28 protein-coding genes are annotated in these 25,940 nt (G+C 66.0%); 16 read left to right on the forward strand and 12 right to left on the reverse strand.

Going from position 1 to position 25,940, the window contains the following annotated elements; translation table 11 throughout:
* Positions 1-4: 4 nt before the first annotated feature.
* Entirely contained in the window at positions 5-1,318 is a 1,314-nt protein-coding gene (locus tag MXB53_RS08530; RefSeq protein ID WP_425601198.1) for an urea ABC transporter substrate-binding protein, read from the reverse strand.
* A gap of 337 nt (positions 1,319-1,655) precedes the next feature.
* Here MXB53_RS08530 and MXB53_RS08535 point away from each other — a divergent pair, with 337 nt between their 5' ends.
* The 6 genes from MXB53_RS08535 to MXB53_RS08560 all read left to right on the forward strand — a co-directional run bounded on the left by MXB53_RS08535 (position 1,656) and on the right by MXB53_RS08560 (position 9,268).
* A complete protein-coding gene (locus tag MXB53_RS08535; protein WP_248896953.1) occupies positions 1,656-2,579 on the forward strand; it encodes an acetamidase/formamidase family protein in 924 nt (307 codons plus the stop codon).
* Between the two features lie 214 nt (positions 2,580-2,793).
* Entirely contained in the window at positions 2,794-5,805 is a 3,012-nt protein-coding gene (locus MXB53_RS08540; protein WP_248896954.1) for an FAD-binding and (Fe-S)-binding domain-containing protein, read from the forward strand.
* Between the two features lie 128 nt (positions 5,806-5,933).
* Positions 5,934-6,317: a cyclophilin-like fold protein gene (locus tag MXB53_RS08545; protein ID WP_248896955.1), complete on the forward strand. Its 384-nt coding sequence runs from the start codon at positions 5,934-5,936 to the stop codon at positions 6,315-6,317.
* A gap of 203 nt (positions 6,318-6,520) precedes the next feature.
* Positions 6,521-8,242, forward strand: coding sequence for an Nramp family divalent metal transporter (locus MXB53_RS08550; protein WP_248896956.1), 1,722 nt, complete (start codon positions 6,521-6,523; stop codon positions 8,240-8,242).
* Positions 8,243-8,295: 53 nt separating this feature from the next.
* Entirely contained in the window at positions 8,296-8,733 is a 438-nt protein-coding gene (locus tag MXB53_RS08555) for a hypothetical protein (protein WP_248896957.1), read from the forward strand.
* Positions 8,723-9,268 (forward strand): hypothetical protein, encoded by a 546-nt coding sequence (locus MXB53_RS08560; protein ID WP_248896958.1) that lies wholly within the window; start codon positions 8,723-8,725, stop codon positions 9,266-9,268. Before MXB53_RS08555 ends, MXB53_RS08560 begins: the two co-directional genes overlap by 11 nt.
* Positions 9,269-9,283: 15 nt before the next feature.
* On the opposite strand, the gene MXB53_RS08565 is transcribed toward MXB53_RS08560, so the two are convergent.
* Positions 9,284-9,916, reverse strand: coding sequence for a CFI-box-CTERM domain-containing protein (locus MXB53_RS08565; RefSeq protein ID WP_248896959.1), 633 nt, complete (start codon positions 9,914-9,916; stop codon positions 9,284-9,286).
* 91 nt (positions 9,917-10,007) lie between these two features.
* Between MXB53_RS08565 and MXB53_RS08570 the strand changes: the two genes are divergently transcribed.
* Complete coding sequence (locus MXB53_RS08570) at positions 10,008-10,187, forward strand: hypothetical protein (RefSeq protein WP_248896960.1); 180 nt, start codon at positions 10,008-10,010, stop codon at positions 10,185-10,187.
* 9 nt (positions 10,188-10,196) lie between these two features.
* On the opposite strand, the gene asd is transcribed toward MXB53_RS08570, so the two are convergent.
* Positions 10,197-11,231, reverse strand: a complete 1,035-nt coding sequence (gene asd, locus MXB53_RS08575) for an aspartate-semialdehyde dehydrogenase (RefSeq protein ID WP_248896961.1) — start codon at positions 11,229-11,231, stop codon at positions 10,197-10,199.
* Between the two features lie 95 nt (positions 11,232-11,326).
* Here asd and MXB53_RS08580 point away from each other — a divergent pair, with 95 nt between their 5' ends.
* Together MXB53_RS08580 and MXB53_RS08585 are read left to right on the forward strand one after the other, a co-directional pair.
* Entirely contained in the window at positions 11,327-13,162 is a 1,836-nt protein-coding gene (locus MXB53_RS08580) for an acetyl-CoA carboxylase biotin carboxylase subunit (RefSeq protein WP_248896962.1), read from the forward strand.
* The gene (locus MXB53_RS08585; protein WP_248896963.1) at positions 13,159-14,091 is read left to right on the forward strand and encodes a biotin--[acetyl-CoA-carboxylase] ligase; all 933 of its coding nucleotides are present in this window, start codon (positions 13,159-13,161) and stop codon (positions 14,089-14,091) included. The genes MXB53_RS08580 and MXB53_RS08585 overlap by 4 nt, the downstream gene beginning before the upstream one ends.
* On the opposite strand, the gene MXB53_RS08590 is transcribed toward MXB53_RS08585, so the two are convergent.
* Genes MXB53_RS08590 through MXB53_RS08600 form a run of 3 tightly spaced genes read right to left on the reverse strand, consistent with a single transcriptional unit; the run spans position 14,088 to position 16,845 of the window.
* Positions 14,088-14,540, reverse strand: coding sequence for a universal stress protein (locus tag MXB53_RS08590; RefSeq protein ID WP_248896964.1), 453 nt, complete (start codon positions 14,538-14,540; stop codon positions 14,088-14,090). The two genes, MXB53_RS08585 and MXB53_RS08590, sit on opposite strands and share 4 nt — an antisense overlap.
* Before the next feature lie 36 nt (positions 14,541-14,576).
* The gene (locus MXB53_RS08595) at positions 14,577-15,590 is read right to left on the reverse strand and encodes an amidohydrolase family protein (protein ID WP_248896965.1); all 1,014 of its coding nucleotides are present in this window, start codon (positions 15,588-15,590) and stop codon (positions 14,577-14,579) included.
* 31 nt (positions 15,591-15,621) lie between these two features.
* Positions 15,622-16,845: an HD domain-containing protein gene (locus tag MXB53_RS08600; protein ID WP_248896966.1), complete on the reverse strand. Its 1,224-nt coding sequence runs from the start codon at positions 16,843-16,845 to the stop codon at positions 15,622-15,624.
* A gap of 74 nt (positions 16,846-16,919) precedes the next feature.
* Between MXB53_RS08600 and MXB53_RS08605 the strand changes: the two genes are divergently transcribed.
* On the forward strand, positions 16,920-17,570 hold the full coding sequence (locus MXB53_RS08605) for a DJ-1/PfpI family protein (RefSeq protein WP_248896967.1): 651 nt from the start codon (positions 16,920-16,922) through the stop codon (positions 17,568-17,570).
* On the opposite strand, the gene MXB53_RS08610 is transcribed toward MXB53_RS08605, so the two are convergent.
* Entirely contained in the window at positions 17,549-18,739 is a 1,191-nt protein-coding gene (locus tag MXB53_RS08610) for an MFS transporter (protein ID WP_248896968.1), read from the reverse strand. The two genes, MXB53_RS08605 and MXB53_RS08610, sit on opposite strands and share 22 nt — an antisense overlap.
* Positions 18,740-18,860: 121 nt before the next feature.
* Between MXB53_RS08610 and sod the strand changes: the two genes are divergently transcribed.
* The gene (sod, locus tag MXB53_RS08615) at positions 18,861-19,460 is read left to right on the forward strand and encodes a superoxide dismutase (RefSeq protein ID WP_248896969.1); all 600 of its coding nucleotides are present in this window, start codon (positions 18,861-18,863) and stop codon (positions 19,458-19,460) included.
* A gap of 71 nt (positions 19,461-19,531) precedes the next feature.
* A complete protein-coding gene (locus MXB53_RS08620; RefSeq protein WP_248896970.1) occupies positions 19,532-19,813 on the forward strand; it encodes a DUF5827 family protein in 282 nt (93 codons plus the stop codon).
* Positions 19,814-19,817: 4 nt separating this feature from the next.
* Here MXB53_RS08620 and MXB53_RS08625 read toward each other — a convergent pair whose 3' ends face one another.
* Complete coding sequence (locus MXB53_RS08625) at positions 19,818-20,399, reverse strand: MBL fold metallo-hydrolase (RefSeq protein WP_248896971.1); 582 nt, start codon at positions 20,397-20,399, stop codon at positions 19,818-19,820.
* A 74-nt stretch (positions 20,400-20,473) separates the two neighbouring features.
* Here MXB53_RS08625 and thyX point away from each other — a divergent pair, with 74 nt between their 5' ends.
* The 4 genes from thyX (at position 20,474) to MXB53_RS08645 (ending at position 23,368) form a co-directional block, all read left to right on the forward strand.
* Positions 20,474-21,217 (forward strand): FAD-dependent thymidylate synthase, encoded by a 744-nt coding sequence (thyX, locus tag MXB53_RS08630; protein WP_248896972.1) that lies wholly within the window; start codon positions 20,474-20,476, stop codon positions 21,215-21,217.
* 74 nt (positions 21,218-21,291) lie between these two features.
* On the forward strand, positions 21,292-21,501 hold the full coding sequence (locus MXB53_RS08635) for a TRAM domain-containing protein (RefSeq protein ID WP_248896973.1): 210 nt from the start codon (positions 21,292-21,294) through the stop codon (positions 21,499-21,501).
* Between the two features lie 42 nt (positions 21,502-21,543).
* On the forward strand, positions 21,544-22,572 hold the full coding sequence (locus MXB53_RS08640; RefSeq protein ID WP_248896974.1) for a DHH family phosphoesterase: 1,029 nt from the start codon (positions 21,544-21,546) through the stop codon (positions 22,570-22,572).
* 40 nt (positions 22,573-22,612) lie between these two features.
* Positions 22,613-23,368 (forward strand): MBL fold metallo-hydrolase, encoded by a 756-nt coding sequence (locus MXB53_RS08645; RefSeq protein WP_248896975.1) that lies wholly within the window; start codon positions 22,613-22,615, stop codon positions 23,366-23,368.
* Here MXB53_RS08645 and MXB53_RS08650 read toward each other — a convergent pair.
* The 4 genes from MXB53_RS08650 to mvk all read right to left on the reverse strand — a co-directional run bounded on the left by MXB53_RS08650 (position 23,361) and on the right by mvk (position 25,920).
* On the reverse strand, positions 23,361-23,639 hold the full coding sequence (locus MXB53_RS08650) for a DUF7967 family protein (RefSeq protein ID WP_248896976.1): 279 nt from the start codon (positions 23,637-23,639) through the stop codon (positions 23,361-23,363). The two genes, MXB53_RS08645 and MXB53_RS08650, sit on opposite strands and share 8 nt — an antisense overlap.
* A 195-nt stretch (positions 23,640-23,834) precedes the next feature.
* Positions 23,835-24,029, reverse strand: a complete 195-nt coding sequence (locus MXB53_RS08655; protein WP_248896977.1) for a cold-shock protein — start codon at positions 24,027-24,029, stop codon at positions 23,835-23,837.
* Positions 24,030-24,184: 155 nt separating this feature from the next.
* Positions 24,185-24,916 carry an isopentenyl phosphate kinase gene (locus tag MXB53_RS08660; protein ID WP_248896978.1) on the reverse strand — a complete coding sequence of 244 codons (732 nt, stop codon included), beginning with the start codon at positions 24,914-24,916 and terminating at the stop codon, positions 24,185-24,187.
* Positions 24,913-25,920, reverse strand: a complete 1,008-nt coding sequence (gene mvk / locus MXB53_RS08665) for a mevalonate kinase (protein ID WP_248896979.1) — start codon at positions 25,918-25,920, stop codon at positions 24,913-24,915. The genes MXB53_RS08660 and mvk overlap by 4 nt, the downstream gene beginning before the upstream one ends.
* Positions 25,921-25,940: the final 20 nt, after the last annotated feature.

Below are 25,940 nucleotides of genomic sequence, written 5' to 3' on the forward strand. Positions count from 1 at the left end.
GAGGTTAGACTCCCTGCGGCGTGAACTGCTTGGTTGGCTCCTGCTCGCTCGTTCCGATGACCTCGGTCAGGTCAACGCCGGGGTACGGCTCTTGGCGGAGCCAGTACGGTTCGACGGCCTGCTGGTTCTGGAAGCTAATTTCGTGGTTCTCGTCGGCGCGGGCCAGTCGAATCTGGTGGGTGACGTGGTGGGTCTTGGGGTCGGTGGTCACCGTTCCCTCCGGTGCTTCGACCGTCATCGGCTCCTCGTCGAGCACTTTCTGGACTTCGTCCTGATTCGTGGTGCCCGCCTTCTCGACGGCCTTCTTGTAGAGGTACGTCGTGAAGTAGGAGTTCTGCGCCATCTGACCGACGTAGTCGGCGTCTGGCCAGCGGTCGTAGAACCGGTCGACGAAGTTCCGGTTTCGCTCGGTCGGAATCTCCTGCATGTAGTTGACGCCGACGTACATGTCCGCAAGCGCAGGCGGGTCGAACCGCTTGTGTTCGTAGCCTTGCGCCATGTTGACTGTCGTCGACATGGGGACGTCCAGGCCGGCGGCGTTCTTCTGGTTGTAGAAGGACGCGTGGTTCGAACCGACCAGAAGCGTCACGAGGAGGTCCGGGTCGGCGTCCTGAATCCGGTTGATGGTCGACCCGAACTGGGAGACATTGAGGGGGATGAACTCCTCGTTCATGACGTTCGCGCCGATTTCGTTGGCGATTTTTCGGTACCAGGCGGCCGTAATCTGTCCGAAGTTGTAGTCAGCCGCGATGGTGTAGATATCGTTCCCGAACTCGTTGGTCAGGAACTCCAGTGTCGTCGAAATTTGCTGTTCGGGGACGGCGCCCGTACACCAGGTGTACGTGTCGGCGACGCCACCTTCGTACTGGTTGGTGTAGAAGTACAGTTGCTGGTTCTCGTCGACGATGGGGCGGATGGCCTCTCGGGAACTGCTGGCGAACCCTCCGAAGAGAACGTCGACGTTGTCCCGACTGATGAGCCGGCGTGCGAGTTCCTGGTAGCGCTGGTTGTCCGACTGGGGGTCGGGGGCGATCATCTCGATCTCCTGCCCGTTGATCCCACCCTCCTCGTTGATCTCCTCGACGGCCAGTTTCTGTGCGTGGTACTTCTGGATGCCCGTGAGCGCGAAATTGCCCGACTGGTCCTCGAGGACGCCCATCTTGAGCGTGTCCGAACCGCCGCCGCCGGTGATGCCCGAACAACCGGCGGTAAGAGCGACTGCACCCGCCGCACCCGACGCCTGAAGGAACCGTCGCCGAGTCGACCTCGACGTATTGTTTCTATTCTCTGACTTTTTGGGGTCGTTGGCTTCTGTCATACTGCACCTACCATTCGTGGTACATTCATAGTATATATATATTTCTCAGGATACACCGACAGTTCGAGGAGCTATCTCCGAGATAGCGCCCGCCAGTTCCACGATAATCCGAAATAAAAGGATTAATAATTCTACTTACCTCGAAGGAAAGATTGATCATTCATTATGGTTTCCCTCCGGTGATACGTACAAATCGGCCCACCGGCGAATTTAGAAGATGAGCACGCTGGAAAATCGCCTCATAACTGGACAATACGTTCTAATAGCTGGTTTCGGTGCCTGATTGTCCACGACGACACTTTTAATTAGACCGCCAATCCACTCAGTACCGATCGACATGACGACACACCAATTAACAGAAGCGAAACAGGACGGCTACCACTACACGGTCGGCCCGTATTTCGATCCGGTACTGGAGATCGAACCGGGTGACACCGTGGAAGTCGAGACGGAGGACGCCTTCGAGGGCGCCATCGAGACGGAGGACGACTTGCCCAGCGAGGTGCTGGGCGACTATCTCAACCCCCAGAACGGTCCGATCTACGTGGAGGGCGCCGAGGAGGGCGACGCGCTGGCGATCACCATCGAGGAGATCGAACCGCGTGGATCTCAGCCCCGAGGGACGACCTGTACGGTGCCCAACTTCGGCGGTCTGTCGGCCACGGACCGGACGGCGATGCTCCACGACCCGCTTCCGGAAATCGTCAAGAAACTCGAAGTCACGACGGAAGGGACGGTCTGGAACGACGATATCACCATCCCCTACGAGCCCTTCATCGGCACCATCAGCACGTCGCCGAAAATCGACTCGGTGAACGCACTGACGCCATTCAAACACGGCGGGAACATGGACTTGCCGGACGTGCGCCCCGGCAACACGATCTATCTGCCCGTCGAAGTCGAGGGCGGGTACGTCTACCTCGGCGACTGTCACGCCGCACAGGGCGACGGCGAACTCTGTGGTGTCGCCATCGAGCACCCCACCAACACCACGATTACCGTCGACCTGATCAAAGACTGGGAACTCGAATGGCCGCGCCTGGAGTCCGACGACTTCATCATGAGCATCGGTAGCGTCCGTCCCATGGAGGACGCCGCGCGCGCGGCGTACACGGACCTCGTGAACTGGCTTGCCGACGACTACGGCTTCGACCAGATGGAGGCGTATATGCTTCTGACGCAGGTCGGACACGTTCGACTGGGCAACATGGTCGACCCGAACTACACTATCGGCGCCGGCATCGACAAGTCGTACCTGTAGTCACGAATACCATTTTTTCCGGACTCATTCGCCGTTCATTTCAACCCGCTCGCCGTGTGTCGATTCCGGCAACATTACGTGAATATATGGGTCGATTTCTATCGCTCCCGGCAATAATACCGGTGCATCTTTCGTGTACAATAGCCTGACGGCGACGAGTTGGGTGTGACCGGCTAGCGCAGGACTTAAATTAGGTGGGGCCAGTGGGACGTACATGGCCATTGATGAACGATCAACGGAACTAGAGACCTCGGCCGACGCCTTGGGCCATGAGCATCCGGACGCGGATGAGTACGAGGCGCTCGCCGAGGACCTCCGTGAGGGTGTGCAAGGGGACGTTTCCTTCGACGAGTACGCGCAGGTACTGTACGCGACGGACGGGAGCATCTATCAGGCGAAACCCGCCGGGGTAGTGCTGCCGCGGAACATCAGTGACGTGAAACACACGGTCGAGATGGCCGCCGAACACGGCGTGCCGATCCTGCCGCGCGGGACGGGATCCTCGCTCGGCGGACAGACCGTCGGACCGGGCTGTGTCGTCATCGACTTCACCCGGTATATGGACGACATCGTCGACGTCGATACGGACGCCCAGCGAGCGGTCGTCCAGCCCGGCGTCGTGCAGGACCACCTCGACAACCACCTCGAACAGTACGGGCTGAAGTTCGCGCCGGACCCGGCGTCGTCGAACCGGTCGACCATCGTCGGCGGTATCGGCAACAACTCCACCGGCGCACACTCCGTGCGCTACGGCATCACCGACGCCTACACCGAGGAACTCGATGTCGTCCTCGCGGACGGGTCGCTGATCCACACCGAGGAGATCGTCCTCGACAGCAGTGCGTGGGAGGAGAAAGTCGAGGACGACGACCTGGAGGCCCGGATCTACGAGACGGTCCGCCGTCTCGTCGAGGACCACGAGGAGGAAATCGAGGACAAGTTCCCCGACCTCAAACGCTCCGTTTCGGGCTACAACCTGCAGAAGGTCATCTACGAGAACGAGGACGGCGACGAGGTCATCAACCTCTCCAAGCTCTTCGTCGGCGCGGAGGGGACGCTCGGCGTCATCGTCGAGGCCGAAGTCTCCCTCGTCACGCTGCCCGAGGAGACGGCGCTCGTGCTCTACTGTTTCGACGATCTGGTCGAAACGATGGAGGCGGTGCCCGAGGCGCTCCAGTTCGACGTGGGCGCGGTGGAGTTGATGGACGACGAAGTGTTCGACCTGGCCGCCGACTCGACGGAGTACGCCCAGTACGTCGAGATGATCCCGGAAGGGACGAAGGCGGCCCTGATGCTGGAGTTCGACTCCGAACTCGTCGACGACTTCGAGGAGGCCATCGCCGAGACGAACGAGTACTTCGTCGAGAACGGCGACGCCTTCCACGCCATCGAGGCCTACACTGAGGAGGACCAGGCGGACATCTGGAAGCTCCGAAAGGCGGCGATTCCCCTGCTCATGGGGATGAAAGGCGACCCCAAGCCGTACCCGTTCATCGAGGACGCGACGGTGCCGCCGGAGGAGCTCTCCGAGTACGTCTTCGAATTTGAAGAGGTTCTGGAGGACCACGGCACGTCCGCGGCCTACTTCGCCCACGCCGGAAGCGGGACGCTCCACATCCGGCCCATCCTCAACCTCAAGGAGAACGAGGGCATCCAGAAGATGCACTCCATCACCGAGGACGTCACCGATCTGGTGCTCGACCATTACGGGTCGTTCTCGGGCGAACACGGCGACGGGATGGCGCGCACGGAGTTCAACCCCAAGATGTACGGGGACGAACTCTGGCAGGCGTTCAAGGAACTGAAGACGGCGTTCGACCCCGAGTGGCAGATGAACCCGGGCAACGTCGTCTACCGCGACGGGCCCGAGGACATCGGTCCGGACTCCGAGCGCGGCGTCGGCGCCGACATGCGGGAGAACCTCCGCTACGGCGCGGACTACCAGTCGGTCGAACCCCAGACCACGCTCGATTTCGACGACGAGGGCGGCTTCTCGCATCTCGTCGAACTGTGTAACGGCTGTGGAACCTGTCGACAGACCGACTCGGAGGTCATGTGTCCGACCTACCGCGCCTCCGAGGAGGAGATTCAGACCACGCGTGGCCGCGCGAACATGCTCCGGGCGGCCATCAGCGGCGAACTCGACGAGGACGAAATCTACTCCGACCGCTTCCAGGAGGAAGTGATGGACCTCTGTGTCGGCTGTAAGGGCTGTAAGAGCGACTGCCCGACCGGCGTCGACATGGCGAAACTCAAGACGGAGGTCAAACACCAGTACCACCAGGAAGAGGGAATCAGCCTCCGCGAACGCGTCTTCGCCAACATCGACACGCTGTCGAAGATCGGCTCGATGCTCGCGCCCGTCTCCAACATCGCGCCCAAGATTCCGGGCGCGCGTAAGGTGATGGAAGAGGCCATCGGCATCTCGAGCGAGCGCGAACTCCCCACCTTCGCGAGCGAGAGCCTCGAAGCGTGGTTCGAGCGTCGCGGTCGGTGTCAGGTCGCCCCCAGCGAGGCCAACGATCAGGTGTTGCTGTTCCCCGACACCTACACCAACTACATCTACCCCGACGCGGGGAAGGCGGCGATCCGCGTCCTCGAGGCTGCGGACGTCTACGTCCGCATCCCGGACGACGTGGCGCCCTCGGGGCGGGCGGCCTTCTCGTCGGGTATGCTCGACCTGAGCCGTGAGCGCGCCGAGACGAACGTCTCCGCGCTCGAGTCGGACGTCGAGGACGGCTGGTCGGTCGTGTTCATCGAACCCTCCGACGCCGTCATGTTCCAGGACGAGTACCGTGATCTGCTCTCGGGAGATGCCGTGGAGGCCGTCTCGGACGCCGCCTACGGCATCATGGAGTACGCAGACGTGACTGGCCTGACCGAAGCGACGGACTTCGGCCCGCCACAGCAGACCCTGTCCTACCACGGGCACTGCAACCAGAAGGCGACCAACAAGGACCACCACGCCGTCGGCGTCCTGCAGGGCGCGGGCTACGACGTCGACCCGCTCAACACGACCTGCTGTGGGATGGCCGGCTCCTTCGGCTACCACGAGGAGCATTACGACATCTCCCAGGCCATCGGCAGTCTCCTGTTCGAGGAAGTCGACGAGAGCCCGGGCGATGTGGTGACCGCGCCCGGCGCCTCCTGCCGGTCGCAGCTCGGTGACGAGTACGGCGATCACCCGCCGCACCCGGTCGAGAAGCTCGCGGACGCGCTGGACTGATCGAGTCCAGCAGTTTTCGACGGACCGCCCCGGCGAGAATCTCGGATGACTTCCGACGAATCCATGAGGCGCGCCGGCGCGCCGATTTTTCCCGCAACTATTTCTGCGCTCGCGCTGATCTCCGTCCGATGTCGGAACCCGATATCGTCGTCACCGTCGACGGCACGGACATGGACGCCACGTGGGTCGAGGAGAGTCCGGAGACGCGTCGCGCGATCGCCGAGGCGCTGCCGCTCCAGGGGACGGGCACGCGCTGGGGCGACGAACTCTACTTTCGCACCCCCGTCGATGTCCCCGCAGAGGATCCACGGGCCGAGGTCGAACCGGGAACGATCGCCTACTGGCCGCAGGGGTCGGCGCTGTGTCTGTTCTGGGGACCGACACCGGCGAGTACGGGATCGGAACCCCGCGCGGCGTCGCCGGTGAACGTCGTCGCGCGCATCGACGATATATTACCGTTGTCACGCCTCGCCGATGGCGCGGCCGCATCGGTTCGCATCGCGAACGACTGACACGTCGCTGTCTTCTCCCTCTGCCGGCGTAAAACGCCTCTCTCGACGGTTTAGTTCCTCATATCGAAGTGTCGCTATGAAAAGATAACCCCAATGTCATGCATCGATGATTATTTATGATATGACAAACCTGGATAACATGGATCGCACAGACGATGGTAGCATGACCCACGAAGTATGATCCCACAGAACCAGGGGAGACTATGACAGACGACCACGACGAACCAACAGTAGAAACCGACGGCGGGTTGACGGACGACGACATATTCGCAACCGCCGAAGTCGGTGAACAGTATCGTGCATCGGTGTATCGCGACGTTGATTACGACTCGCTGGAAGTCGCCCCGGAGACGAGCGACTATCCCGAGACGGACGGCAAATGGGGCTTCCGGGAGTACGAAATGCCGAAAGTCCCGAAGGTGTCCCACATCGTCGGGCCGAGCGCCATCATGCTCGGTGCGTCGCTCGGGAGCGGCGAGACGATGTTCTGGCCGACGCTCATCGCTCAGAACGGGTGGGGCCTGTACTGGGCCTTCTGGGTCGGCGTGATCACCCAGTTCTTCATCAACACGGAACTCCAGCGCTGGACGATCGCCACCGGTGAGAGTATCTTCCGTGGCTACGACCGCCTCCATGGCATCTGGCCGTGGTTCTTCCTGATCGCCGGGTTCTTCCACATCGGGTGGCCCGGCTGGGTGGCTGGCTCCTCGGAAGTGTTCGCAGCGTGGACCGGCATCGTCCCGCGCAGCGAATGGTGGATCATCGGCGTCGTGTCGATGATCGTCATCTGGCTCAGTTATCAGGCCGGACCGATCGTCTACAACGCGATCGAGAAGGCCCAGCTCGTGTTGATGTTCGTCGCCATCTTCGGCGCCATCGTGCTGATGTTCATCGCTGGCTCCATCGGCCAGCTCTCGAACGTGCCCGCGGGCGCCGTCAACTTCGGCGCGCTGCCGCCGGACATGAACATCGCGACCTTCCTCGGCGGCCTCGCGTACGCGGGCGCCGGTGGATACACCAACCTCGCCCAGGGTGTCTGGGCCCGTGAGAAGGGGTACGGCATGGGATCCTACCAGGGTCGCGTGAAGAACCCGCTCCGTGGCGCTGAACCCGAAGAGGTCCACGGCGGCTTCACGTTCAAGCCGACCGAGAAAAACCTGAAGCGCTGGAAACAGTGGTGGAAGGTCACCCAGCAGGAGCACTTCCTGACGTTCGTTATCGGCCTGCTCGTCGTGGCGACCATCGCCATGACCATCTCCGCCGAGTACGCGTCCGGGACCGACCAGGGGGCCATCAACATGTGGCTCAACGTCATCATTCCGGAACTCGGCGTCATCCAGCAACAGCTGCTGTACCTGGTGATCTTCGTCGCCCTGTTCAGCACGCAGTACGCCCAGGTCGAGGTGTTCGTCCGCAACAGCGTGGACATCCTCTATGAAGGGTACGGCCGCGCGGCCGGGTGGAGTCTTCCGCAGACGTTCCTCGGGCTCCTCACTGGCTTCACGCTCTGGGGTATCATCATCATCGCCGGTCAGTTCCAGCAGCCGTGGATCCTGCTGGTCATCGGTGCCGCCATCGCCGGTGTGATGATGTGGCCGTACAACGCCCTGACCGTCATCCTGAACACGACGCGGATGCCCGAACACACCCAGCCCGGCTGGGGCCGCATCGCTGCGATGTGGTGGGCAACGGGCTTCTTCGGGTACTTCAGCGTTCTCCTCATCGGGAACACGTTCGTCACCCGACTCGGTCTCGATGCCTTCAGCACGACGATCGGCGTCGTCGGCAGCGGACCGGGAGGCTACGCGCTGTGGGTCTTCGCGCTCGTCGTGCAGATCTACACGATGTACCGCTCGGCAACGGCGAAAGTCAACGCCTCCGGGACGGTTGAGGGGGCGGACGCCGCCAAGGGCTTCCTCCCGTAGCGCATCGGCAACCGACCAACCGTTTTTATTTATTGGCATCACCAAGTGAGCCTATGGCATCCAAAGCCCAGTCTTCGGACCCCCGGTTCGGGGTCCTGTTGCGGTATCTAGTCTCCCATCGCCTGTTCGTCTATCTGGGTGGACTGGTCGTGATCGGCATTCCGATCATCTTACAGCGAGCCTACGGGACGGAGCTGTCGCCGGGGACGCGAACCGCCATCGTCGTCGTGAGCCTCCTCGTCATGATCGTGACGTACATCGGGGAACGGCGGGTCGGGAGCGATCACGTCGACGAGCGAACCGGCGAATCGACGGAGTCGTACTCCCTGCGACTGCGGGTCTCCGTCGCGACCGCGATCGTCGGTCTCGCCATCGGCATCTACGTCGCGATGGAAGTCAACGTCTTCTCCGGGTTCCTATTTATACTCGGGGCGTGTCTGTTCGGGTACATGGGTTACCGAACCGAGGAGAGTGACCACGATGGCGTCTAACCCGGAGGCGGAGGCGGAGCCGGTCGACCCGTCGGAGTTCGACGATCTCCCCTCGACCGACATCGAGACCGAACTGTGCATTCATTTCGGGATGGCTGGCTCGTTCCCGCTCCGACTCGCCGACCTGTTTTTCGCGAACGACGGCCTCCACATCGTCGAGTACAGCTACATCACGCCGATGTTCGGCCTCGGCGCGAAAAAACACCGTCGTGAGGCCAAGGCCATGCAGTCGGTGTACGACGTGCACGGTCTCGACGAAGTGTTGCTGCAGGGAGACAGTGTCTACTGGTACAACTACGACGCGATCGATCGAGTGGTGCTCTCACGGGGTGGCTCGTTCAGTCGGCCCAAACTGACGGTCTATCCGGCCGCCGAGTCGGCCGTCTCGCACGCGTATCGCCTCCACGAGCTCGATGACGCCGACGCGCTCGCCTCGTCGCTCCACGACATCGCCGCGGATCGATCCTTCGAGGTGCGCGTCGAATCCGGCGCTCGGTTCCGGCCGCGCGAGAACGTGCGGCGATTCTTCCGGTGACCTCGGGACCGGGAGTTACTCCAGAAGTCGCAGCCATCCGTGTGCGAGCGCGGCGAGACAGACGCCGACCACGTAGAGTACGACCAGCGCGACCGACCGCGACGCGCGACCGGTGGCCGTCGTCGCCTCCCGGCGGTCGTCGGCGAGGGTCCCACACCGTTCGACCAGCCAGCGGACGAGACGCGTCGGCGCCGCGTCCGGATTCCGGTCGACCGTCGCTGCGATCGGCGGACTGACCCGCTCGTAAACACGGAGCAACGCCCGCCCGGTTCGGGTCGGCCGCATCACGTCGGCCCGGAATCCTCGAAGCGAGTCGAGGGTCCGCCCCGAGCCGGCCGTGGCGGTGGTGATGAAACACATCGAGTGGTGTTGGGTGATCTCTACCCGGGAGAGGTTCTCCTTCCGGTAGCGCTTCGTTTCGGCCGCCAGGAATTCGGGATCCGCCGAGACCAGAAACTCCGTCTCCGAGTAGCGGAGATAGACATCGCCGTGTTCGAACACCGACCCGTCCGCCGTCCGCACGAGAACGTGCTTCTCGCGCCCGTCACCGACGCCGACTTCGGCGGGCGGAAGGTCCGCCGTATCGCCATCTGCGCCGGTTCCGCTCCCCGCGTTCGCCTCGACGTCCGACCTGTCGTCCGTGCTCATACATCGCACACGAACGGGCAGCGTAATGAGCGTTGGTTTCCCGGCGGATTGGCGGCGGGCTTTTGACCGCGCGTGTCCAACAGATCCGAACGTGTCCGGATCGACGACCGTCTTCCTGAGCGTCCTCCTCTTTCGGACGATCATCGTCGCCGCCGTCCTCGCCACTCTCAAATTCGTCTACGAGGGCGCGTTCTTGCCAGCGGGGACGCTGCTGCTGGCGCTCTCGTTTTTCGCGTATCTGCGGTTCACCGAGGCACGGCTGCTGGAGTGAGGCGAGGCGTTAGAGGTAGCCGTTCTCGACCAGCAGTTCGCCGTTGAGGAGGCTCGCCCCCGCGGCGCCGCGGATGGTGTTGTGAGCGAGACAGTTGAACTTGACACCGTGGGTCGTGGCCTGGACGCCGCCGACACAGATCTGCATCCCCTGGCCGCGCATGCGGTCCATGCGGGGCTGGGGTCGTTCGGGATCATCGAAGACGTGGATGAGCTGGTTGGGCGCGCTCGGCAGGTCGACACCGGGGAACTCCCGCATGGCGTCGGCCACTTCGCCCGGTTCGGGATCGTCCGCGAGGTCGACGAACGCGTTCTCCAGGTGGCCGTCGAGCGTCGGCACGCGGTTACACGACGCCGCGATGTCGACATCGTGCCACGTGAGTTCGGCGCCGTCGAAGTCGCCGAGCAGTTTGCGGGATTCGGTCTCCATCTTGTCCTCCTCGCCGCCGATGTGTGGCAGGACGTTGTCGATGATCTCCATGGAGGTGACGCCGGAGTAGCCGCCGCCGGAGACGGCCTGCAGCGTCGAGACATCGATCCGTTCGAGACCGAACTGATCGAGCGCCGCGAGCGGCGGGATCATCGTGATGGTCGAACAGTTCGGGTTCTTCACGAGCGCGCCGTCCCAGCCGCGCTCGTCTCGCTGGACCTCGATCAGGTCGAGATGTCCGGGGTTGACCTCCGGGATCGTCAGCGGGACATCCTCGGCGAGGCGGTCGTTCGAGGAGTTCGAAGAGATGACGTAGCCGTCGCGAGCGAAGGACTCCTCGACGTCGACCGCGACGCTCGACGGCAGCGACGAGAACAGCAGATCCACGTCGTTCGGCACCGCGTCGGGATGGGTCCGGCGGACGGTCATCTCGGCGACGTCGACCGGAATCGGCGTGTCGACCCGCCACTTCGCCGCCTCGCGATAGGGCTTGCCCGCGCTCTCGTCGCTCGCCGTGAGCGCCGCGAGTTCGAAGGTCGGGTGCCCATCGAGTAGCTGGATAAATCGCTGTCCCACCGCACCGGTCGCACCGAGGATGCCGACTCGTACTGACATTACGTAGCCGTGTGGGTCACTCGCATAAGGCCGTTTGGATTCTGAGCCGGTCATCCACCGACACACTAACAGGGGGATTGGCCGTATGGCTGTGTATGTTCCGCAAGGTTCTCGTCGCCAACCGGGGCGAGATCGCGGTGCGCGTCATGCGCGCCTGCGAAGAGTTGGGGGTCCGAACCGTCGCCGTCTACAGCGAGGCCGACAAGCACGCGGGTCACGTTCGCTACGCCGACGAGGCGTACAACGTCGGGCCGGCGCGGGCGGCGGACTCGTATCTCGACCAAGCGGCGATCCTCGAGGCCGCTCGCAAGGCCGACGCCGACGCCATCCACCCCGGCTACGGCTTTCTCGCCGAGAACGCGTCGTTCGCCGAACGGGTCGAGGAGAGCGAAGTCACCTGGATTGGCCCGCCCGCGACGGCCATGGAGCGCTTGGGCGAGAAGACGAAAGCTCGGCGCGTGATGTCGGCCGCGGACGTACCGGTCGTCCCCGGGACGTCCGAACCCATCGAGGGTCCCGCGGACGTCGAGGCGTTTGCCGAGGAACACGGCTATCCCATCGCGATCAAGGCCGAAGGCGGCGGTGGCGGTCGAGGGATGAAGATCGTCGAGAGCGAGGACGAGATCGAGGACCAGTTGGCCGCGGCGAAACGGGAGGGCGAGGCCTACTTCGACAACGATTCGGTGTATCTCGAACGGTTCCTCGAGGCGCCGCGCCACGTCGAGGTGCAGATCATCGCCGACCACCACGGCAACGTCCGCCATCTCGGCGAACGGGACTGCTCGCTCCAGCGCCGCCACCAGAAGGTGATCGAAGAGGGACCGAGCCCCGCGCTGAGCGACGACCTCCGCGAGCGCATCGGCGCGGCCGCCCGTAAAGGGATCGCCGACACCGACTACACCAACGCTGGTACCGTCGAATTCCTCGTGGAGGGCAGCGCGAGCTCGGAGAGCCCGCGGGCAGACGGCGAAGCCGTCGACGACGAGTTCTACTTCCTCGAGGTCAACACGCGGATCCAGGTCGAACACCCGGTCACCGAGGAGATCACGGGCATCGACATCGTGAAAGAACAGCTCCGGGTCGCCGCCGGCAAGGAGATCGGCTTCGACCAGTCCGAGATCGCAATCGACGGCCACGCGATGGAGTTCCGTATCAACGCCGAGAACGCCGCCAACGACTTCGCCCCCGCGACGGGGACGCTCGCGACGTACGACCCTGCCGGCGGTATCGGCGTCCGCGTCGACGACGCGGTGCGCCAGGGCGACGACATCGGTGGCGACTACGACTCCATGATCGCGAAACTCATCGTCCACGCGGGCGACCGCCAGGAGTGTCTCGCCCGGGCGGAGCGCGCCCTCCGCGAGTTCGACATCGAGGGCTTTCACACCGTCATTCCCTTCCACCGCCTGATGGTGACCGACGAGCGATTCACGTCGGGCACCCACACCACGAACTATCTGGACGAGGAACTCGACCCCGAGCGCATCGACCGCGCCGTCGAGCGCTGGGGGCCGACGGAGTCCGCGGCCGCGGACGACGCGGCCGATGTCGCCGAACGCGAGTTCACCGTCGAGGTCAACGGCAAGCGCTTCGAGGTGAACTTGGAGGAACGGGGCGCGCCCGCCATCCCGACCGGCGGCAGCGCCGACGGTGGCGGGATGGACCGCCCCGACGTCGCCACCGCGGACGACGAGGGAAGCGCCGTCAGCACCGCAGAGGGCGAGCGAATCAGCGCCGAGATGCAGGGAACGATCCTGTCGGTCGAGGTCGCTCCCGGCGACGAGGTGTCCGCCGGTGATGTCGTCCTCGTCCTCGAAGCCATGAAGATGGAAAACGACGTGGTCGCCGACTCCGGCGGCACCGTCGCGGAGGTGCTCGTCGACGAGGGCGAGAGCGTCGACATGGGCGACCCCCTGGTCGTCATCGAATGACTGGCACGCGACGGCGACTGCTCCGAACGCTCGCGGATGCGGACGACCCCGTCGCCGGGCCGGCGCTCGCGGACGCCCTCGACGTCTCCCGCGCGGCCGTCTGGAAGCACATCGAGGCGCTCCGCGACGCCGGGTTCGACATCGAGAGCGGCGCCGACGGCTACGTCGTCCGGGCAGTCCCCGACTACGGCGCCGCGGCCATCGAGTTCGGTCTCGATGCCCCCTACACCATCGAGTATCACGAGCGACTCCCGAGCACGAACGACCGCGCGCGGGAACTGGCGGCGGCGGGCGAGAGCGACGTGGTCGTCGTCGCGGACGAACAGACCGGTGGGCGGGGACGGCTGGATCGCCCCTGGGTCTCGCCGTCCGGCGGCGTCTGGGCGAGCCTCCTCGTCCGGCCCGATCGGCCGCCCGCACACGCGCCGCTGTTCACGCTCGTTGCGGCGGTGGCGGTCACCCGCGCCTGTCGGGAGGCGGGCGTCGACGCGGTGATAAAGTGGCCCAACGACGTGTTGCTGGCGGGGTCGGAGCGGAAACTCGCGGGCGTACTCACCGAGATGGAAGGCGAGGCCGACCGCGTCTCGTGGCTGGTCGCCGGCGTAGGGGCGAACGTCGACATCGCTGCCACCGACCTTCCGGAGACGGCGACGAGTGTCCGGGCGGCGGGCGGAGACGACGACCGTCGCCGGTTCTGCCAGCGCGTCATCGAGACGTTTCACGAGTACCGAACGGAGCCGGCGTCGGTGCTGCCGGCGTGGCGCGACCACGCGGTGACGCTCGGGCGCCGCGTCCGCGTCGAGACGCCCGGCGGCGCCGTCGAAGGAACGGCCGTCGACGTGCGGTTCCCGGGCGCGCTCGTTATCCGTACGGACGGGGGAGAGCGGGTCGTCCACGCGGGCGACTGCGAACACCTCCGACCGGCCTAGTCCTCGCGTTCGACGGGGACGGCCGTCACCGGAATCGAGGACGCGCGGATGACGGATTCGGCGACACTCCCGAGTAAGAGGCGGTCGATGCCGCCTCGCCCGTGCGTTCCCATCACCACCAGATCACAGTCCTGGTCCTCGGCGTAGCGGACGATTTCCCGACTCGGCTTCCCCTCGGCGATGGCCGTCTCGATGGGGATGTCGGCGTCCTCGTCGTCCGCGAGTTCCCGAATCCGGTGGACGGCCGCCTCCGCATCTTCCCGGAGCAACTGGTCGACGCTCTCCCAGGACGACTCCATCGCAAGGCCGGCGTAGGTGTCCGTGCTGAGGACGTAGAGACCGTGAACCTCCGCGCCGTGGGTTTGCGCCAGGTCGATGGCGTGGCGGATGGCTCGATCGACGCCCTCGGACCCGTCAGTCGGGACGAGGATGCGGTCGTACGCGCCCATGCGTGGTGCTATCACACCACGCCACATAACTCTTCGTCACAGGATCACTCGCATCACGTCGTCGACGCCCGCCCGACGGACGACCGCCCGGACGATATCGCGCGCCCCACACAGGTTGTCGGAGTCGCCGTCGAGCACCAGCAGTTTGGCCTCGCGGTCGGGTTCGATCAGCCCGCAGTTCAGGCCCGCGAGTGTCGCGCCGTTGACGGTCGCCATGCGCAACACCTCGGTAGCGGAGACGTCGCACAGTTTCGCCGCGAACTCCATCTCACGGAACATCGACGGGCTGTTGAGCATCACGTTGTCGGTGCCGAGCGCGACGGTCGTGCGTTCGAGGAGGTCGGCGATGGGTGGCGTCCCCGCGTCGGTGACGAGGTTCGACCGCGGGCAGACTACGACCGGGACGCCCTCGGTTTCGATCCGCAACAGGTGGTGGGGTTCGGGGTGGACGACGTGGACGAGGAAGGTCGGATCGAGGTCGAGCGCCGGATCGAGGTCGTGGGAGTCGCGCTCGCCGGCGTGGATGCCGAACGGCTTGTCCGCCGCTCGGGTCGCGGCGCGTCGCTCCTCGAAGTCGGCGTCGCGGGCACCGCTCGCGCCGAAACCGTCGGCCGCTTCCATCGCCTCGACCGTCTCCCGACCGAGGACGACGGCCTCGATGTCCAGGCCGTCCAGCGCGTCCCGGATCGCCCGAACGCCCTCGACGCCACCCTCCCGGAACTCGATGGTCGCGGCCGTCCCCGACCGCTGCATGAATCGGAGCGACCGGCGCATGGCCGTCACTTTCGCCTCACGGGAGGCCGTCCGGAGGAGTCGGTGTTTGAGACCGTCCGGCGGCGCGACGAGTTCGTCGAGCGAGAGTCCCGCGCCCGCTTCCTTGGCGATGGAGTCGCCGATGTGCGTGTGGGCGTTGACGAAGGCGGGACAGACGATGGCGTCCGAGTCGGTCGTCGTCTCCTCGACCGCAACGATCCGGCCGTCTTCGACGACGACGCGACCCTCCACGGGTTCGAACTCCGGACCGCGGAGGACGGTTCCCTCGACGTGCATACCGACGTAGGGGGCGGCGCGACCCTTGAAACTACCCGAACTCGTCGAGCGTGGCGTCGATGCCGCGGCGCACCTCCGAGATGGGCGCGCCGTCGACGTCGAGGCCGAGCGTCTCGACGGCGATGTGACCGACCCGGTCGACCGCCGCCGCGGGCGTGTACACGCCCAGCCGCCACTGGTTGCGGCCGGCGACGCGGAGCGCGCTCACCAGCGGGGACTGGCGGTCGAGTCGGCGGATTTCCCCGTTGACGACGACCCGCGACGACGACTCGCGCATCTCCGGCGGGGGCGGCACGTCGATGATGACGGCGTCGGGATCGAGGTCCGCGGCCGCCGCGATGTCCCGCTCCAGGTCGTGGAGGCGGTCGTGATCCGCGTCGCGGAGGGAATCGGGCACGTCGTCGATCTCCGCCCACACCGCCCGTTTGTAGAGGTCACGCGTCGAGAGGCGGTCGGCGAGGGCCGCAGTGGCGTCCGCCTGCCGGAGCGCCACGAGCAGGTCGGCGTCGTCCCAGCGTCGCACTCGTTCGGGGTCGGCGTCGGCGTCTTCGATCAGGCGCTCGGTCGCTCGGCGGAGCATCGCCTTGCCGATCCGGGCGACGTGGTGCTGGTAGACGGTCGGGTTCATGAGCGCTCTCGCGAGCAGGAGGCTCTCGGCGGTCTGGACGTTGCCTGCCGCGAGGACGAGTTCGCCGTCGACGAAGGTGAGCTCCCGGACCAGCCGGCCGTGGTCGATAGTGCCGTAGGGAACGCCGGTGTGGTGAGCGTCACGGACGAGATAGTCCATCCGGTCGACGTCGAGTTCGCCGGAGACGAGCTGGCCGTAGCGGCCCTCGCCGGCGACGAGGTCCGCCACGGCGTCGGGGTCGAGGCCGTGTTCGCGGAGGATGGCACCCACCTGTCCGTCGGCGAGCAGGTCGGTCACATCGTCGTGGTACTTCCCCGTGTAGCGATGGAGGAGGGATTCGACGTTGTGGCTGAACGGGGAGTGGCCGACGTCGTGGAGGAGGGCGGCGGCGCGGACGCGTTCGGCCGTCCGGCCCGCGACGCCGAGATGATCGAGCGTCTCGCTGGCGAGGTGGTAGACGCCCAGGCTGTGTTCGAAGCGGGTGTGGTTGGCCGACGGGTAGACCAGCGAGACGGTGCCGAGCTGTCGGACACGCCGCAAGCGCTGCATCGCCGGCGTGTCCAGCAGGGCCTCGGCGACGCCCGTGACCTCGATGTGGTCGTGGACGCTGTCCTTGATCGTCGCCATACGCCCACCTTTGCCGGGATGGGTTATATACGTCCGGGCGGGACGGCTATGGTGGCTCGGTCCCAAGGACGGCCGTGACCACGACCATCGCGATCATCGTCTACGACGGCTTCGACGAACTGGACGCTATCGGCCCGTTCGAGGCGTTCGAGATGGCGGCCGACGAGGGCGCACCGCTGGAGACGTCGCTCGTCACGCTCGACGAGCAGGAGACGGTGACGGCGGCCCACGGGCTTCGGATCACACCCGACGGCACGCTCTCGGTGGCCGACCCGCCGGACGTGGCGGTGGTTCCGGGCGGTGGGTGGAACGACCGCCGCCCGACGGGCGCGTGGGCGGAGGCCGAACGCGGTGTCCTCCCCGACACGCTGGCCCGTCTCCACGACGCGGGAGTGACGCTCGCATCGGTGTGTACCGGCGCCATGTTGCTCGCCCGCGCGGGCGTCCTCGACGGGCGACCCGCGGTCACACACGCGGACGCGCTCGACGACCTCAGATCGACGGACGCGACGGTGGTCGACGCTCGCGTCGTCGACGTCGAGGGACGACATCCCTCGGGCAACCGGACGCAGTCCGGTGACGGCGGCGACGTGGTGACCGCCGGCGGGATCACCTCGGGCCTCGACCTGGCGCTCCACCTGATCGAGCGCCTGGTCGACGAGGAGACGGCCGAGACCGTCGCGACGGGGCTGGAGTACGACCGTCAGCGAGCCCGTTCGTCGTGAGCGGCGTCGGTCAGTTGGGTGAGCCGCGCGATCAGGAGCGCTGCGACGGCGACGCCAGCGGCGAGCGTGAGCCACCCAGCCGCGTAGCCGCCGGTGTCGACGAGGTAGCCGAAGACCGGCGGCGCCAGCAGGCCGCCCGCGTTGATCGTGAGCTGGCCGCCAGCGGTCGCCTCACCCACGCGGTCGGCGGGGACGAGCGATGTCATGCAGGCGTAGTAGGTGGCGGGGATGCCGAACAGAAAGAGACCGAGAACGCCGAAGCCGACGGCGGCGGCGACCGGCGACTCGACGAGCGTCACGACGACCAGACAGCAAGCGCCGAGGACGGACTGCCCGAGGAGGACGAGCGCGCTCGCTCGGGCCCCGCCGACCGGGAGGCGGTCGGCGAGTGCGCCGCCGCCGAGTCGGCCGACGCTCCCGGTCAACTGCACCAGCGCGAGGACCGCACCGGCCAGGCCCGCCGCGGTTCGCATCGACTCCGTGAGATAGAGAACGACGTAGCCGGTCGTGGTGAAGATGGCGGCGCCGAAAAAGAAGCCGGCGGCGGTCAGCGCGCGGTAGTCGGGACGGGCGGCCAGCCCCCGAACGTCGGGGAGTGAGACGCTTCCGGTTCCACCGCTGAGACGGTAGCCGTAGGCGAAGGCGGCCGTGACGGCGACGGCGACGGCCGCGACGACCCAGAACCCGCCGCGCCAGCCGAAGCGGGTCGCGGCCGCCATCGTGATGAGCAGGGCGCCCACACCGCTGCCGACGGTCACGCCGACCTGTTTGACGCTCATCGCGAAGTTTCGCCGTCCTGCGGGCGCCACCGCGAGGATGGCGCGGTTGGTTGCGGGCATGGCCGTCGCGTACGCGCCGCCGATCAACAAGAGGGCGACCAGCAGTGCCGGATAGGAGGGAGCTACGGCGACGCCGACGGCGCCGACGCCGAGCGCCAGTAGTCCGCCGATCATCACCGAGCGTTCGCCGTAGCCGTCGACGGCCGCACCCATCGCAAAGAGCAACAGCGTGTAGCCGAGCATCGTCACCGTGATCGTGACGCCGACGAGGGTCCGCGAGAGACCGAAATCGGTCCTGACGAACGCCGTCGCGGCGAAGATAGCATAAAAGCAGAGGCTGGCGACGGCTTGCCATCCCGAGACCAGTCCGACCCCGCGCCATCCACGCATCGTCACGCCGTCGGCCGCCCCGGCATAAGGCCCTGTCCATCCGATCGAATGTGGCGTGTTAGCGTACCTTTCCTCAAAGTTTAACAGCGTGCCGAGCGATTATTTCAGTGGAGGTTATCTCATGAGCTACGAACTCGACCCACTCCCGTACGATTACGACGCGCTCGAACCGCACATCTCCGAACAGGTGCTGAACTGGCATCACGACACCCACCACCAGGGCTACGTCAACGGCTGGAACAGTGCCGAGGAGACCCTCGAAGCGAACCGCGACGAGGGCGACTTCGGTTCCTCGCCGGGTGCCATGCGCAACGTCACCCACAACGGCTCCGGTCACATCCTGCACGACCTCTTCTGGAACTGCATGTCGCCCAACGGTGGCGGCGAGCCGAGCGGTGCGCTCGCGGCCCGCATCCAGGAGGACTTCGGGTCCTACGAAGCCTGGAAGGGCGAGTTCGAAGCCGCTGCCGGCGCGGCCGGCGGCTGGGCGCTGCTGGTCTACGACAGCTTCTCGAACCAGCTTCGTAACGTCGTGGTCGACAAGCACGACCAGGGCGCGCTCTGGGGCTCCCACCCCATCCTCGCGCTCGACGTCTGGGAGCACTCCTACTACCACGACTACGGCCCGGCCCGCGGCGACTTCGTCGACAACTTCTTCGAGGTCGTCGACTGGGAGGAGCCCGCCGACCGCTACGAAGAAGCCGTCGAGCTGTTCGAGTAGCGACAACCCGCACGATTTTTTTCGCGACGCCGACGACAACCGTTTAGCCACTCGCCCGCCTCTTGCTCACCATGCCACGTCCCAAGGAGTCGTTCGAGGACATCTTCCCCTGTGAGTTCTACACTCCCGAGGAGTTGCTCGATCCGGATCAGATGTACACCATCCGCGAGATCGCGCGTCTGCTGCAGGGGCTCGACCCCGACGCCGACATCGACGAGGACACCGAAGCCGTCATCGTCGACTGGGCGGTGCCGTGGGTGATGCTCAACGCCGACGACCTGGTGATCGGCGAACCGCCGACGGAGGACGCGCCCGGCTACTACGGCCTACGAACCGACGACGGGAGCGAGTGAGCGGTCACCGTTGCCGTGCCGCCGCGGCCGCGCGCTCGATCGTCGCGTAAGCATCGCTCGTCACGCTCGGCCCGTGGCCCGCGTGGAGGACCGACAGGCCGGGATCGACCGTCCCGCGCAGTCGGTCGATGCTCTCGATCAGCGTCTCGCGGTCCCCCTCTTCGAGGTCGGTGCGGCCGAAAGCGCCGTTGGCGAACACCAGATCGCCGGCGAAACACACCGACAGCTCGGGGGCGTACAGACAGACGTGGTCGTCTTTGTGGCCAGGTGTGTGAACGACGCGGTAGTCGTGGTCGCCGAGGCGGACGGCCTCGCCGAGTTCGGTATCGACGACGGGCTGGGCCGACTCGTGCCCCTGAACGTCGACATCGAACGCCGCACGGACGGCGTCGACGTTGCCGACGTGGTCGCCGTGGGTGTGCGTGAGGACGACGGTGTCGAGGTCGTCGACACGCGTCTCGATCCGCGACACCACGTCGAAGTTGGCGCCGGTGTCGACCAGCGCGGTTCGGTCGCCGGTGACGAGGAAGACGTTGCTGGTGAACGCCTGGACGTCGGCCGCGAGATTCTCGATGTGATCCGTCATGATCCACGCTCCTGCCGCCGCGGGCTTGACTCTGCCCCAATACGTTTAGGTAGTGGGGCGTCCCCCTCGAAGTTATGGAGGTCCAACTGCTCGAAGCGACGCCCGACCCGGAGCGAGTCATCTGCACGGCGGCGCGAAACGACTATCTGACGGAGTTCGTCGGCGACATCTCGTTTGCGGAGGCGATGGAGGGTATCGAGGGCGAGACCGAGGAATCGAAACGGCGGACGCTCATCGGCCACCTGCTCGACCACGGCCACTTCGGCCCGTTCGAACATCCGCAGGCCACCTTCGCCATCAAGGGCGTGAGCCGGTCGTGTATGGCCCAGATCACGCGCCACCGCCACGCGAGTTTCGACATTCAGAGCATGCGCTACGTCTCCTTCGACGACGTCGACCCCGCCGATGTCGAGGACGGCGCGATGGTGGTGACGCCGCCGTCGGCGACCGATCCCGAGTGGATCGGCCGTAACCAGTCGAGCGGCCCGGTCGGAGAGGAGACGGCCGCGGAGCGCGAGCGCATCTTCCGCGAGTCGGTGCGCAGTTCGGTCGAGTCGTATCAGGAACTGCTCGATCTGGGGATGCCGCCGGAGGACGCCCGTTTCGTCCTCCCCATCGGCACCGAGGTCAACATCGTGATGTCGGTGAACGCGCGGATGCTGATGCACATCGCGGACATGCGCGCCGCGGCGGACAGCCAGTGGGAGATCCGCGAGATGACCGAATCCATCCTCGACCTGGCCGCCGACTGGTGCCCGATCACGTTCGAGCATTACGAGGAACACATGAAGGGGCGGAAGAACCGTCTCGCGCCCTGACCGCCCCCGACCTGTTTTACGTCGGGCCCTGACCGGCCCCGACCTATTTCCGTCCAGGTGTGATACTGACACTCATGCCAGAACAGCCAGTGGCAACCGGCGAGACGTACGTCGTTGCCATCGAGGAGTTGGGATCCGAAGGTGACGGCGTGGGATACGTCGACGAGTTCGCGGTGCTCGTCGGCGACGCCACCCTCGGCGAGACGGTGCGGATCGAGATTACGGATGTCGATTCGAACTTCGCGCGCGGCGAAGTCGTAGACGCCGAGTTCGACCTCACGTGAACGGGGATAGAGGCTTATCCTCGGACGCCCGAACACCGATAGATGAGTCACGCTCGGACGCTGTACGACCTGCTCGTTGACGCCGAGGCGCTCACGGTCGTCTGTCACAACAACCCGGATCCGGACTGCCTCTCGAGCGCGTTCGCCCTCGGCCGCATCGCCGCGGCCGCGGGCGTCGACGAGCAGCGCATCCTCTACAGCGGACAGATCTCCCACCAGCAGAACCGCGCGTTCGTCAACCTGCTCGGCCTCGACCTCCAGCCGTTCGACCCGGACGCGGTTCGTGACCGCCCGGCAGGCACCCTGCTGGCGTTCGTCGACCACGCGGTGCCCGGCGCGAACAACGAGGTACCGGCGGGGACGCCCGTCGACATCGTGATCGATCACCACGCAGTCGAGGGGATCGACGCTCGGTTCGTCGACCACCGCGAGGCAGTCGGCGCGACGGCGACCATCCTCGCGGAGTATCTCTCCGAGCTCGACATCGAGGTGGATACGACGCTCGCGACCGCGCTCGCGTTCGCGATCCGGCGGGAGACGCTCGGATTCCTGCGTGGCGTGACGCTCGCCGAATACCAGGCCGTGGCGGGCCTTCACGACCGGGTCGACCCCGACCTGTTGCGTCGGCTATCGAACCCCTCCGTCAGCGGCGCGACGGTCGACGCCATCGCCGACGCCATCGACAACCGGATCGTCCGGGGCGCGACGCTCATCACGCACGTTGGGCGCACGAACGAACGGGACGCCCTCCCCCAGGCCGCCGACTATCTCGCCACGCTGGAGGGCGTCGAGACGGCCGTCGTCTTCGGCATCGTCGACGACGCCATCCACCTCAGCGCGCGGTCGACGGATCCGCGGGTCCACGTCGGCGACGCGCTCGCGGCCGCCTTCAACGACGTGGGCAGCGCCGGCGGACACCGCGAGATGGCCGGCGGCGAGATCCCGCTCGGCATCTTCGCCGACTACGTGCCCGAAGACACGTCGCTCATCGACATCGTGGAACGGGTGGTGACCCGTCGACTGGTGGGCGCGCTCGGTCTCGATGACGTCGAGACCGACGTGGGTGAATAACCACCGAACCCTTTCGGTCCCAGCGGTCCCACACCCCTCCATGCGCCTCACTTTCCTCGGGACGGGAAGCGCGATGCCACTCCCGGACCGCGCCCAGACCGGCTATCTGCTGGAACGCGACGGCGACGATCGCCGACTCCTGGTCGACTGCGGCGCGGGCGTCCTCCACCGTCTCGCTGCCACCGACGCCGGCTACGAGGGCGTTTCGACCGTCCTCCTGACCCATCACCACCTGGATCACGTTTCGGACCTCCTCCCCTTGCTCAAGGCGCGATGGCTGGCCGGCGAGGAGCATCTGGAGGTCGTCGGGCCGCGAGGGACGAAGGCGCTCGTGGACGGCCTGCTCGACGTGCACGACTACCTCGACGGACGGGTCGACCTGCGCGTGCGCGAGGTCGGCCCCCACGACTTTTCGGTCGCCGGGTTCGATGTCGACGCCCACGAGACGCGTCACTCCGTCGACGGCCTCGCCTACCGATTCGCCGGCGCTGGCGACGCCGGCGACCTCACGCTCAGCAGCGACACCGAGGCGTTCGAGGGACTGGCCGCCTTCGCCGACGGGTCGGCCGTGCTCGTCCACGACTGCTCGTTCCCGGACGACGTGAACGTCTCGAACCACCCCACGCCGTCGGCGCTCGGTGATGTCCTCGCGGGTCATGACTACGGCCGCGTCTACCTGACGCATCTCTATCCCCATACCGAGGGGCGACACGACGAGATGCTATCGGCAGTCGAAACACGGGTCGGTGGCGACGTGCGCATGGCCCGTGACGGTCTCCGCGTCGCGATCAAATGATGTCGTCGGGGTCGTGGGCCGCCGCCATCCGCTGGGCTTCCGCGGCGTACTCCTCGCGCCGTTCCTCTTCGACCGTGCCCAGGTCGTCCGGGTCGGCCTCGACGGCGGCCGTGGTGTCACGGACATCCGTAAACGACGTGAGCGCGCGCTCCTTCCGGAAATACTGCTCGCCGTCGATGGTGGCGTAGGTGAGAATGATGAGGTTCTGTTCGTCGTCGGAGTAGGTGCGCTCGACGAGCCAGACGCGGACGCTTTCGTCGTCGTTCGACATACATCGAGGTACGCGTGCCGCCGACGAAAAGGTGTCACCAAGCGGTTTGGTGAGTCTCGCAAAATGGGTATCGTCGAATTATACGATTTATTGTGAGTCATTACCGGTGATTCGCTGGACCGCCCAAGCGAATCCCCAGTCAATAGTCACAATAATCCGCATCAGCCGTCGCCGGATGCGACGGAGTATCGCCGATTAGTTACGGACGAGGTTCGTCGCGCGGGGACCCTTGGGGGAGTCCTCGATTTCGAAGTCAACATCCTGTCCCTCTTCGAGGTCCGGGCCGCCGACATCCTCCATGTGGAAGAACACGTCGTCGTCAGCATCCTCAGTCTCGATGAAACCGTAGCCGCCAGTGTCGTTGAAGAAATCAACAGTACCGTTTGCCATTACAACCATACGTACAGGCCATCGAGGGATAACCCTTGCGAGAGTCGTGGTACCACGACCATCATGACGGCTCTCTCATACGGTTTATTGTAACTGTTTACCGGTGGTTCGCCGGACGGTCCAGCGAACCACCAGTAACGACTTACAATGAAGTATCAGCCGACGCGCGTGCCCGGTTCGCCGCCGTCGAGGAACGCCGGGAGGTCGTCGGCGCCGAAGACGAAGGCCGGCGCATCGAGGCCAAGGAGGGTACGCACCTTGCCGGCCATCCCGCCGGTCACGTCCGTCGCGTCGCTCCCACCGAGGGCGGCGGCAACGTCGTCGAGGGAGCGGATGTGGTCGATGACTGCCCCGGACTCGTCGTAGACGCCGTCGACGGTCGAGCAAAGTCCCACCCGGTCGGCGTCGAGACCCTCCGCGAACCGGACCACCACCTCGTCGCCCGAGAGGATGGTCGCCCCCCGATTTTCGTGGGTGATCACGTCGCCGTGGCTGACGGGGACGAACCCCTCGCCGAGCATGCGTTCGACGGCGACGATGGGGAGGTCGAGCGTGGCGTCGGCGTCGCGGGCGCCGGCCGAGAGCGGATGGACCGGCAGCGCGGACACTCCCCGCTCGTGAAGCCGCGAGAGGACGAACCGGTTGAGCGTCGTCATCGACCCGTGGATTTCGAGGATATCGTCCGCGTCGGACGCGCCCTCGGAGACGCTGACGCCGTGTTTCTCGGCGTAGTGGTGGCCGAAACTCCCGGCACCGTGGACGAGCGCCAGGTCGTCGCTCGCGTCGGCGACGGCGTCGGCGGCCGCCGACAGCGCCGCGTCGTCCAGCGTCTCCTGGCGCTCCTTGTCGGTGATGAGGCTCCCGCCGAGCTTGAGCACGGTCGTCATGCGACCCTCCGGACGCCGTCGGTGGCCAGTTCGGCGCGGAACGCCTCCTCACACCCCGGCGTGAACCGAAGCGCCGTCAGCGTCTCCGGCGTGGGATCGAGCGCGACGATACAGCCACCCCCGCCCGCACCGGTGAGTTTCGCGCCGTGGGCGCCGGCCTCGCGGGCCGCCCACACCATGCTGTCGAGCGACCGCGAGGAGACGCCGAGCGACTCCAGCAGGCCGTGGTTGAAGTCCATCAGCCGGCCGAGTTCGGCGATGCGATCGTCCGCCTCGACATCGGCGTCAGGATCGAGCAGTCGCTCGCCGTTGCGCACGATGTTGCCGATGGTAGCAACGGTGTCGTCGGCGAAGTCGTACCGCTCTTTGAGCGCGCGGACGCCGGCGACGAGTTCGCCCGTATCGCCCGCGCCGCCGTCGAAGCCGATGACGATGGGGAGGTCCGGTGCGTCGATGCTTCGGCAGTCGTCGCCCTCGACGCGGACGGCGCCGCCGACGGCCGAACAGAAGGTGTCCGCCCGGGACGCCTGCCCCTCCTGTACCTCGGCCTCGGCGCGGTAGGCGCGGTTCGCGATCTCGCCGGTCGGGAGCCGATGGCCGAGTTCCCGCGTCGCGGCGTCGATACCCGCCACCGTCACGGCGGCCGACGATCCCAGGCCAGCGCCCAGCGGAATGTCGCTCTCGACGGTGATGTCGAAGCCGGCGTCGGGGGCGTCGGCGGCGTCGCGGGCCTGCTCGACCGCCGCGTCGATGTAGCCCATCGCAGCTTCCACCAGGGGTGCCGGTACGTCCACGTCCGGACGGTCGGCCGTCGACCCCGTGTACTCGACGGTGAAGCCGTCGAGGCTGAGATCCGACGCCTGCACGCGGACGTGATCGTCGTCTCGGGCCTCGACCGTGACGGTCGCTCGCTGCTCGATGGCACAGGGAACGGCCGGTTCGCCGTAGACGACGGCGTGTTCGCCGAACAGATACACCTTGCCCGGCGCACTCGAGACGGTCATACGCCCTCTACGGACCGGCG

It is taken from the genome of Haloplanus sp. XH21 (genome assembly GCF_023276355.1).
Taxonomy (GTDB): domain Archaea; phylum Halobacteriota; class Halobacteria; order Halobacteriales; family Haloferacaceae; genus Haloplanus; species Haloplanus halobius.

Excerpts from the sequence above, each read along its gene's own strand:
- MXB53_RS08530 (WP_425601198.1), bottom strand. The coding sequence starts at position 1,318 with ATGACAGAAGCCAACGACCCCAAAAAGTCAGAGAATAGAAACAATACG.
- MXB53_RS08535 (WP_248896953.1), top strand. The coding sequence starts at position 1,656 with ATGACGACACACCAATTAACAGAAGCGAAACAGGACGGCTACCACTAC.
- MXB53_RS08540 (WP_248896954.1), top strand. The coding sequence starts at position 2,794 with ATGGCCATTGATGAACGATCAACGGAACTAGAGACCTCGGCCGACGCC.
- MXB53_RS08545 (WP_248896955.1), top strand. The coding sequence starts at position 5,934 with ATGTCGGAACCCGATATCGTCGTCACCGTCGACGGCACGGACATGGAC.
- MXB53_RS08550 (WP_248896956.1), top strand. The coding sequence starts at position 6,521 with ATGACAGACGACCACGACGAACCAACAGTAGAAACCGACGGCGGGTTG.
- MXB53_RS08555 (WP_248896957.1), top strand. The coding sequence starts at position 8,296 with ATGGCATCCAAAGCCCAGTCTTCGGACCCCCGGTTCGGGGTCCTGTTG.
- MXB53_RS08560 (WP_248896958.1), top strand. The coding sequence starts at position 8,723 with ATGGCGTCTAACCCGGAGGCGGAGGCGGAGCCGGTCGACCCGTCGGAG.
- MXB53_RS08565 (WP_248896959.1), bottom strand. The coding sequence starts at position 9,916 with ATGAGCACGGACGACAGGTCGGACGTCGAGGCGAACGCGGGGAGCGGA.
- asd (WP_248896961.1), bottom strand. The coding sequence starts at position 11,231 with ATGTCAGTACGAGTCGGCATCCTCGGTGCGACCGGTGCGGTGGGACAG.
- MXB53_RS08580 (WP_248896962.1), top strand. The coding sequence starts at position 11,327 with ATGTTCCGCAAGGTTCTCGTCGCCAACCGGGGCGAGATCGCGGTGCGC.
- MXB53_RS08585 (WP_248896963.1), top strand. The coding sequence starts at position 13,159 with ATGACTGGCACGCGACGGCGACTGCTCCGAACGCTCGCGGATGCGGAC.
- MXB53_RS08590 (WP_248896964.1), bottom strand. The coding sequence starts at position 14,540 with ATGGGCGCGTACGACCGCATCCTCGTCCCGACTGACGGGTCCGAGGGC.
- MXB53_RS08595 (WP_248896965.1), bottom strand. The coding sequence starts at position 15,590 with ATGCACGTCGAGGGAACCGTCCTCCGCGGTCCGGAGTTCGAACCCGTG.
- MXB53_RS08600 (WP_248896966.1), bottom strand. The coding sequence starts at position 16,845 with ATGGCGACGATCAAGGACAGCGTCCACGACCACATCGAGGTCACGGGC.
- MXB53_RS08610 (WP_248896968.1), bottom strand. The coding sequence starts at position 18,739 with ATGCGTGGATGGCGCGGGGTCGGACTGGTCTCGGGATGGCAAGCCGTC.
- sod (WP_248896969.1), top strand. The coding sequence starts at position 18,861 with ATGAGCTACGAACTCGACCCACTCCCGTACGATTACGACGCGCTCGAA.
- MXB53_RS08620 (WP_248896970.1), top strand. The coding sequence starts at position 19,532 with ATGCCACGTCCCAAGGAGTCGTTCGAGGACATCTTCCCCTGTGAGTTC.
- MXB53_RS08625 (WP_248896971.1), bottom strand. The coding sequence starts at position 20,399 with ATGACGGATCACATCGAGAATCTCGCGGCCGACGTCCAGGCGTTCACC.
- thyX (WP_248896972.1), top strand. The coding sequence starts at position 20,474 with ATGGAGGTCCAACTGCTCGAAGCGACGCCCGACCCGGAGCGAGTCATC.
- MXB53_RS08635 (WP_248896973.1), top strand. The coding sequence starts at position 21,292 with ATGCCAGAACAGCCAGTGGCAACCGGCGAGACGTACGTCGTTGCCATC.
- MXB53_RS08640 (WP_248896974.1), top strand. The coding sequence starts at position 21,544 with ATGAGTCACGCTCGGACGCTGTACGACCTGCTCGTTGACGCCGAGGCG.
- MXB53_RS08645 (WP_248896975.1), top strand. The coding sequence starts at position 22,613 with ATGCGCCTCACTTTCCTCGGGACGGGAAGCGCGATGCCACTCCCGGAC.
- MXB53_RS08650 (WP_248896976.1), bottom strand. The coding sequence starts at position 23,639 with ATGTCGAACGACGACGAAAGCGTCCGCGTCTGGCTCGTCGAGCGCACC.
- MXB53_RS08655 (WP_248896977.1), bottom strand. The coding sequence starts at position 24,029 with ATGGCAAACGGTACTGTTGATTTCTTCAACGACACTGGCGGCTACGGT.
- MXB53_RS08660 (WP_248896978.1), bottom strand. The coding sequence starts at position 24,916 with ATGACGACCGTGCTCAAGCTCGGCGGGAGCCTCATCACCGACAAGGAG.
- mvk (WP_248896979.1), bottom strand. The coding sequence starts at position 25,920 with ATGACCGTCTCGAGTGCGCCGGGCAAGGTGTATCTGTTCGGCGAACAC.